A 5,172-nucleotide genomic window follows, 5' to 3' on the forward strand; every position below is an offset into this window, starting at 1 on the left:
CGGAAGGGTTGTAAAAGAGACAGGCCCCGCCCCGCGCACCGCCCGGGCCCCGCCGCCGCGTAGAAGGCGACCGCCGCCGCCGCGCGAATAGACCCGGTAGCCGTGGACATCGATGCCCCCGGTGCCCTGGGTGATGCGGCCAACGAGTGCCGCGCCGCCCAGGCCGCCGAGGGCCGCGGTCACTTCGAGCCGCGCCGCCGCCGACGGTTGAAGGGGGATGCGGGCCGCCGCCCTGGCGCCCAGGACCTGGCCGAGGCGGCAGGAGCCCGGTGGCCGGCAGCGATGATCGGCTCAGGATGCGGGCGCCGGGTTGAAGTGCTTCTTCTTCTCTTCGACGTCCTTCCACTCCTCCCAGTCCGAGGGCGGATCGGTCTGTTCGGTGATCCCTGGCCACTTGGAGGCGTACTCGACGTTGAGCTGGATGTAGGCCGACCACTTCTTTGGAAGCTCGGACTCTTCGAAGATGGCGGTGACCGGGCACTCGGGCTCGCAAGCGCCGCAGTCGATGCACTCCTCCGGGTTGATGACGAGCATGTTCTCGCCTGCATAAAAGCAGTCGACAGGGCACACGGTCACACAGTCGGTGGTCCGGCACCTGATACAAGGCTCAGCCACTACGTAGGTCATGGGACACTCCCCGGCTCGGACGGACCTGGCGTTCATTACTCAATGTATTCAACTCGAATACAGAGCGCTACTTCGGGAACGGGGCAGGCCCTGCGGGTTCTCGGTCAGCCAGGCCTGACTCGCGTGCGACAGCGACCGCTGTGCGCCAACCGGGTGACGCCCGGCCGCCAGCCCCCCGCGGGACGCTCAGTGCTCCGGGTTCAGGCACCCTGCGGGCGGGTCGCGTAGAAGGCCACGGCCGAGGCTGCGGCGACGTTGAGGGAGTCCACCCCTGCGGCCATCGGGATCCTGACCCATTCATCGGCAGCGCGCAGCGCGCCGGTCGACAGGCCGTCGCCTTCGGTGCCGAGCATCAGGGCCAGCTTCTCGTACCGGCGGGCGGCCAGTTCGTCCATCGTGATCGACTTTTCCGAGAGACACAGGGCAGCCGTCACGAAGCCGTGCCGACGGAACAGCTCGACGTCCTCCGGCCACGAGGTCAGCCGGGTCCAGGGGACGTGGAAGACGGCTCCCATCGACACCTTCACAGCCCGTCGGTAGAGGGGGTCGGCGCAGCGTGGCGTGAGGAAGACGGCATCCACGCCGAGAGCGGCTGCGTTGCGGAAGGCAGCCCCCAGATTCGCGTGATCGACGATGTCCTCGAAGATGGCGACGCGCTGACCTGCACCTTTCTGCAGACCCGAAGGCGACATCGTGTCGATGTCGGTGTGGTCGTCGACCGACTCCATGACGACCGCGCGGCGGGCCGTGGCCAGCAGTTCCTCGGCCGTGGGCAGCGGCTTGCGCTGCATCGAGGCGAGGGCGCCGCGGTGGACGTGGTAGCCGGTGACCCGCTCGGCGAGCTCCGGGCTCACGGCGTACACCGGGGCCGGGAGCTCGTCGATGACGTCCCGCATGACGTCGACCCACTTGGCGGAGAGCAGCATGCTGCGCATCTCGTAGCCGGCGCTCTTGGCCCGTCTGATGACCTTCTCGCCCTCGGCGATGAACAGGCCCTCGGCGGGCTCGCGGCGGCGCCGGAGTTCGACGTCGGTCAGACCCGTGTAGTCGCGCAGGCGCGGGTCATCGGGGTCCTCGACGGTGATGAGATCTGCCACAGGGTGATACTGCCTTGTCCTGGGTGTGGTGCCAACGGCTCTGTCAGGTGGGGGTGTGGACCTTCACGACGTCACCGATGACGATGACGGCGGGGGGCCGGACCTCCTCGGCGCGGACGGTCTCGCCGACCGTCGCGAGGGTGGCGTCCACCCGGCGCTGGGTGGCGGTCGTGCCCTCCTGGACCACCGCCACCGGGGTCTGCTCGGACTTGCCGTACCGGACCAGGGCCTCGGCGATGGCGCCGATCTTGTCCACGCCCATGAGGATGACCAGGGTGCCCTTGAGCTTGGCCAGGGACTCCCAGTCGACCAGCGAGCGCGGGTCGTCGGGGCCGACGTGGCCGCTGACGACGGTGAACTCGTGGGCCACGCCCCGGTGGGTGACCGGGATGCCGGCCGCGCTCGGCACCGAGATGGAGCTGGAGATGCCCGGGACGACGGTGCAGGGGATGCCCGCCTCGGCGAGCGCCTGGAGCTCCTCCATGCCGCGGCCGAAGACGTACGGGTCGCCGCCCTTGAGCCGGACCACGGACTTGCCGGCCTTGGCGTGCTCGATCAGGGCGTTGTTGATGGCCTCCTGGGCCATGAACCGGCCGTACGGGATCTTCGCGGCGTCGATGACCTCGACGTGCGGCGGGAGTTCGGCCAGCAGGTCGCGCGGGCCGAGGCGGTCGGCGATGACGACGTCGGCCTCGGCAAGGAGGCGGCGGCCGCGGACGGTGATCAGGTCCGGGTCGCCGGGGCCGCCGCCGACCAGGGCGACGCCGGGGTTGTTCCGGGGCCGGCGGTGGGCGGGCGCGGTGAGGGTGCCGTCGCGCAGGCCCTCGACGACGGCGTCGCGGACGGCGGCGGAGCGGCGCGGGTCGTTGCCGGTCAGGACGGCGACCGTGACGCCCTCGCTGCGGCCGGTGGCCGGGGTCCAGGCGGTGGCGGCCGAGGCGTCGTCGGCCCGCACGCACCAGACCCGGGCCCGCTCGGCCTCGGCGGAGGCGGCGTCGTTGACCTCGCGGTGCTGGGTGGCCACCAGCGCGTACCAGGCGTCGGCGAGGTCGCCCTCCTGGTAGCGCCGGCGCTCCCAGCGGATCTCGCCGGCCGCGGCCATGGCGTCCACGGAAGGGGTGGCGGAGGGGGAGATCAGGACGACGTCCGCGCCGGCCGCGACGAGGGCGGGCAGCCGGCGCTGGGCGACCTGTCCGCCGCCGATGACGACGACGCGGCGGCCGGTCAGACGGAGTCCAACGGGGTACGCGGGGTGTTCGGCCATGACGGTACGGCTCCTGTACGGCGGCAGTGGGGTCGGGCCGCTGCGGCGCTGGAGCGGCGGCTGACGTGCGGTGACGCACGGCGTGGCAACCACGATACGGCCCCGGTGGGGCGGGGCTGTGTCCCGGGGTGGATCACCCCGGGCCCCGTCGGCGTGTCCCCCGGGCGGCGGGGGTCGGGCCGGGCCGCTGCGCGGGGCCTTTCCCCTACCCGCCCCTTCCCGAAACCGGGGCTGCGCCCCGGACCCCGGCCCCTGTTCGGGGCCGTGCCGGCCGTGGCGGACCTGCGGGTCCGATGTGGCTGGTCGCGCAGTTCCCCGCGCCCCTGACGGGGCGCAGCCCAGCCAGGGCCGGCCGGGGTTACTTCTCGGTGACGCCCGCCGAGTCGAACGTCGCGACCTCGTGCATCGCCCGCGCCGCGCTCTGGACCAGGGGAAGGGCCAGCAGTGCGCCCGTGCCCTCGCCGAGGCGCAGGTCCAGGTCGACCAGCGGCCGCAGGCCCAGCTTGTTCAGGGCGGCCACGTGCCCCGGCTCCGCGCTGCGGTGGCCCGCGATGCACGCCGAGAGGGACTCGGGCGCGATCGCCCGGGCGACGAGTGCCGCCGCTCCGGCGCTGACCCCGTCCAGGATCACCGGCGTACGCAGCGACGCCGCGCCCAGGATCAGGCCGACGATCGCCGCGTGCTCCAGGCCGCCGATGGCCGCGAGGACGCCGATCGGGTCGGCCGGGTCGGGCTGGTGGAGTTCCAGGGCCCGGCGGACCACGTCCACCTTGCGGGCGTGCGTCTCGTCGTTGATGCCGGTGCCCCGGCCGGTGACCTCCGCCGGGTCCGCGCCGGTGAAGACCGAGATCAGGGCGGCGGACACGGTGGTGTTCGCGATGCCCATCTCGCCGGTCAGCAGGCCCTTGTTGCCGGCCGCGACCAGGTCGCGGGCCGTCTCGATGCCCACCTCGATCGCGGCGACGGCCTCCTCGCGGGTCATCGCCGGGCCGGCGGTCAGGTCCGCCGTGCCGGGGCGGACCTTGCGCGGCAGTAGTCCGGGCGTGGCCGGGAGGTCGCCGGCGACGCCGACGTCGATGACGCAGACCTCGGCGCCGACCTGGTTGGCGAAGGCGTTGCAGACCGCCCCGCCGCCCAGGAAGTTGGCGACCATCTGCGAGGTGACCTCCTGCGGCCACGGCGTGACGCCCTGGGCGTGCACCCCGTGGTCGCCCGCGAAGATCGCGACGGCGGCCGGCTCGGGGATCGGCGGCGGGCAGACCCGGGACAGGCCGGCCAGCTGCGCCGAGATGATCTCCAGCATGCCCAGCGCGCCCGCGGGCTTGGTCATCCGCTTCTGCCGCTCCCAGGCCTCGCCGAGCGCCTTCGCGTCCAGCGGGCGGATGCTCGCGACCGTCTCGCCGAGCAGGTCGTGCGGCTCCTCGCCGGGCAGTGCGCGGCGCCCGTACGTCTCCTCGTGCACGACCCAGGACAGCGGGCGGCGCTTGGACCAGCCCGCCTGCATCAGCTCGGGCTCGTCCGGGAACTCGTCGACGTACCCGACGCACAGGTAGGCGACGACCTCCAGGTGCTCGGGCAGGCCGAGGGCGCGCACCATCTCGCGCTCGTCGAAGAAGCTGACCCAGCCGACGCCGAGGCCTTCGGCGCGGGCGGCGAGCCAGAGGTTCTCGACGGCGAGGGCGGAGGAGTACGGGGCCATCTGCGGCTGGGTGTGCCGGCCGAGGGTGTGGCGGCCGCCGCGGGTGGGGTCGGCGGTGACGACGATGTTCACCGGGGTGTCGAGGATGGCCTCGATCTTGAGTTCCTTGAACTGCTTCGCCCGGCCCTTGGGCAGCGACTTGGCGTACGCCTCGCGCTGGCGCTGGGCGAGTTCGTGCATGGTCCGGCGGGTCTCGGCCGACCGGATGACCACGAAGTCCCAGGGCTGCGAGTGGCCCACGCTGGGCGCGGTGTGCGCGGCTTCGAGGACGCGCAGCAGCACCTCGTGCGGGATCGGGTCGGTGCGGAAGCCGTTGCGGATGTCGCGGCGCTCGCGCATGACGCGGAGGATGGCCTCGCGCTCGGCGTCGGCGTAGCCGGGGGCCGGCTCGCCCGGGGAACGCTCGGGGAGGGGCTCCCCCGCGGTCTCGGCGGCGGCGGACGGGTCGGCCTCGGCGGCGGACGGGTCGGCGGCGTCCGTGGCGG

The 5,172-nt window shown here is 73.1% G+C and carries 4 protein-coding genes; all 4 read right to left on the minus strand.

Going from position 1 to position 5,172, the window contains the following annotated elements; all coding sequences use genetic code 11:
• Positions 1 to 291: 291 nt before the first annotated feature.
• The gene (gene fdxA / locus GPJ59_RS33230) at positions 292 to 627 is read right to left on the minus strand and encodes a ferredoxin FdxA (RefSeq protein ID WP_219671635.1); all 336 of its coding nucleotides are present in this window, start codon (positions 625 to 627) and stop codon (positions 292 to 294) included.
• A 200-nt stretch (positions 628 to 827) separates the two neighbouring features.
• Positions 828 to 1,724, minus strand: coding sequence for a TrmH family RNA methyltransferase (locus tag GPJ59_RS33235; protein WP_219671636.1), 897 nt, complete (start codon positions 1,722 to 1,724; stop codon positions 828 to 830).
• Positions 1,725 to 1,767: 43 nt separating this feature from the next.
• A complete protein-coding gene (cobA, locus tag GPJ59_RS33240) occupies positions 1,768 to 2,988 on the minus strand; it encodes a uroporphyrinogen-III C-methyltransferase (protein ID WP_219671637.1) in 1,221 nt (406 codons plus the stop codon).
• 358 nt (positions 2,989 to 3,346) lie between these two features.
• A partial coding sequence (cobT, locus tag GPJ59_RS33245; protein WP_258025290.1) for a nicotinate-nucleotide--dimethylbenzimidazole phosphoribosyltransferase occupies positions 3,347 to 5,172 on the minus strand: 1,826 nt, incomplete at its 5' end.

The organism is Streptomyces bambusae (assembly GCF_019400985.1).
GTDB lineage: Bacteria > Actinomycetota > Actinomycetes > Streptomycetales > Streptomycetaceae > Streptomyces > Streptomyces bambusae_A.